General features: G+C 73.7%; 1 protein-coding gene. It reads left to right on the top strand.

All coding sequences use genetic code 11. The features are described from left to right. Positions 1-158: 158 nt before the first annotated feature. Positions 159-3,408: hypothetical protein (locus tag VAE53_RS10080; protein WP_322819248.1), on the top strand; the 3,250-nt coding region annotated here is incomplete at its 3' end.

Genomic DNA, 3,408 nt, shown 5'->3' with positions numbered 1-3,408 from the left:
ACCAAAGTGACGCCCTCCGCGCCCGACCCTCTTGACGCCCTCTCCCCGCCTGCGGCACATTCCCGCCGCTTTCGGCCGAGCGCCCCGTCGAGAGGACTGCGATAGCGTCGTGAGCGGCGACCGGCTCGTGAGCCGACCACTCCCCTCGGGGCTCGCCGATGCTCCGCCGCCGGATCGCCCGCCACCTTCCCCTCGCCATCGCCGCGTTCGGCGCCCTCTTGGTGGTGCTCGCCCACGATGCGCGCGCCCAAACCGCGACTCGCACCATCCGCGTCGAAAAGGTCATCGTCGACAATTTCGGCATCGCGCCGCCCGCCACCTTCACCGGCCAGATCACCAACGCCGGTGACGGGACGTGGTCGGTCACCTCCTCCAACCGGACCCAGGACTTCACCGTCCCGACCAACCTCGTCCACACCGTCACCGAGAGCGCCCCGCCCGCTTGGACGGGGTGGACACTCGGCGGATACAAGCAGGTTTCGCCACAATCGGTGGCCTGTGGCACGAGCGGGTTCACCTTCACCACCGCCTCCAACTCGGTGGCGCCGGGCACGGGCAGCCCGAAAATCTGCGTCCGCAACACGTTCACCGGCGGCGTGCTCCACATCGGGGTCGTCCCGGCGCCTGGGGCGAGCGGCGCCCCGCCGACGGTCGCCGGCACGGTCGTCCAGGTGGGCTCTGCCCTCACCTCATGGCAAGCGACCGCGGGTGGCTTCGCCCAGCCCATCGGGCTCGCTGCCGGTTCGTACGGGCTCTCCGTCCCAGCTCTGCCGGAAGGCTGGTCGGTCGTCGGCTGGGCGGCAGGTAGCCACACGACCGCCCCGACCTGCCCCGCGAGCCCCAGTGCCTACGGCGCGACCGCTTCGACCGTCACCATCACCGCGGGGCAGCGGACCGTCGCGTGCCTGATGGTGGACTTCACGCCCCCGCCACCGGCCACCGCCACCCTGTTCGTCGGCGCCGTCCGCGATAGCTCGCCTGGCGTCCCGCCCGACGACGGCCTCGTCTACGGCGGCGACGTGCGCGACTCCGCCGGTACCCGCGCCGACCGCTGGGGCCCCGTTGGCTTCGGCAGCTTCCACCAACTGGAACTCCAGCCCGGAGCATTCGCGGTCGGCGCCGACGGGTCCGGTGGTTGGCTCCCCAACGGTGTCGCGAATGGGTCGTTCGCCGGCGGCAGCCCGGCCTGTCCCGGCGAGGCAGCGGCCTATGCCCCTTGGGATGCCGCCGGCGCTCCCGTCGACCTCGCCGCTGGCACCACGGCCGTGGTTTGCCTCCGGTTCGCGCGTCTGGCTGCCTTCCCGGCGATCGCGATGAGCAAACATCCGGGCGGCCCCGCCGGCGGCCTCGCTCGTTGGCAGCTTACCGTCAGCAACGCCGAGGCCCTGGATTTGCCAGTCGAACTCCGGACCGACGCCACCACGTTCGTCGCTGCCGCCGGCGGCAGCTGCCCCGATGCCGACCTCGCCGATGGCGTGCTCACCTGCACGGTTCCCGCGCGGGGCACCCTCGTCGTCACCGTCGCGGCGCCGCTCCCGGCCCCCGCCTGCAACGAACGAACGCTGAACGCTACCGCTTCCGCGTTCCTCTTGCCCCCGGCCCGCGCCGCGGCCACCCCCTTCGGTGGCAGCCTCGGAGGCACCGCATCGACGGCCTACACCGTCCCGGCCGACCCCGCCGCCTGCCCGGTCACGGTCACGATCCACGCCGCGTTCGCCGGCGGGCCACCGCCCGGCGAGGGCAGCTATCCGGCCTTCGCCTTCGACCCGAGCCCTAGCCCCACCGCCGACCTCTGCGGAGCACCGGATACCCCCCCGGGCGCACTTCGGTGGACCTGCACGCTCCCGCCCGGCTGGGCTGGGATTGTCTCCGCGACGGCGCCCGCGGGCTGGGAAGCGTGCGACCCCGTCGATGCCGACCCGCCGGCCGACTTCGTCTTCCGCTTCTGTCGGCGCGTATCCTTCGAGGTGCGGGTCGTCGTCACCAACGGCGAGGCCGGCGCCGCGCGCTTCGGGTTCGTGCTGACGCCCTTCGCGCAGGGCGGTGCGCTCGAGCCGCTGCGGGGTGAGGCCGGGGTCGCCACACCCGCCCACCTCTCCGACGTCCCCCTCGCCGCGGCGTACCTCGTCGATGCCGCCGACCGGTTCGGCTTCCGCCGCCTTGGCCTTGGCTACCCGGGCGATGGTGGCGTCTGCCAGGCCGCGCCCTCGCTCCCCGCCTCCGCACTGCCCGCTACCCTCAGCGCGGTGCCGCCCGGCGAACAGCGCGTCATCTGCCTCTACTACGAGCGGGTGACGCCCGTCGTCGTCGAAAAGGTGGCCGATCCGCCGGTGGTTCGCCCCGGCGGCGCCTTCCGCTGGATCGTCGAAGTTGCCATCGTCGGCGCCGCGCTCCCGGCCGGCCTCCAGCTCGCCGACCCCATCGGGCTGGGGTTGCCACCCGGGCCGCTGGAGGGCGAACTCGCCCGCTGGTGCCTCCGCCAAGGGGATGAAATCGAGTGCGAAATCCCCGAGGGCACTGCCCCCGGAAGGTATCGCCTCGCCATTCCCGTCGCCGTCCCGGCAGAGGACTTCGCCGTCTGCGGCGAACACCGAAACACCGTGCGCTTCGCTGGCCCTGGCGTCGACGCGGGCTCGGAGGACGCCACCGTCTCCGTCGACTGCCCGGCGGCCGCCACCCTGCACGTCCGCGGCATCGTCGCCGACGGCACGGGAGCTGCGGGACGCTTCTCCGCGACTGTCCACGGTCCCGGCCTCGCACCAGATGGCGAGCCTCTTGCCTTCAGCGCCATCGGGATTGCCGAACTCCCCGGATTGCCGGCGGGGACGTTCACCCTCGCCGCGGTCGCGCCCCCGGGTTACGCCTACCTCGGCTGGGCTCTTGGGACCATCGATGCCGGCGGGCCCGGCTGCCCCGCCAACCCCGCCCACGGCGGCGCGACGCTCGCCGCGGCGACCCTCACCCCTGCCTCGCCGGAGGCCGTGTTCTGCCTCTACGCCGAGCCGCGGGTCACGGTTCGGGTCATCAACGTCCTGAACATCCTCGGATTCGAACGACCGGGCCCGGGCTGGGAGTTCACGATCGAGGGGTGCGGCATCGCCCCGCAGCGCGGAACCACCGATGGGGCCGGGGTGGTCGCGTTCGCGGACCTGCCGCCCGCCACCGGGTGCAGCTACACGGTGGCGGGGACGGCGCAGCCCAGCTGGGAGCCGACCCAGGCCATCCAGGTGGTACGGCCGACCGACCCGGCACGCCCCGCCGAGCTCCGCTTCGTGAACATTCGGCGTGTGGACGTACCGTGCGCCGCGCCGGGCGACCCACGCTGCGCGCCGCCGCCCGCCCCCACCGACGGCGCGGCGCCCGCGCCGCCCGCCCCGGTGGAAATCCCCGCTGCGACGCCCACGCCGG

The sequence above is a fragment of the Tepidiforma sp. genome (assembly GCF_034432735.1).
In the GTDB taxonomy this organism is placed as follows: Bacteria; Chloroflexota; Dehalococcoidia; order Tepidiformales; family Tepidiformaceae; genus Tepidiforma.
Note: the sequence above shows the minus strand (reverse complement) of the source record. Positions and strands in the feature narration are given on the sequence as shown.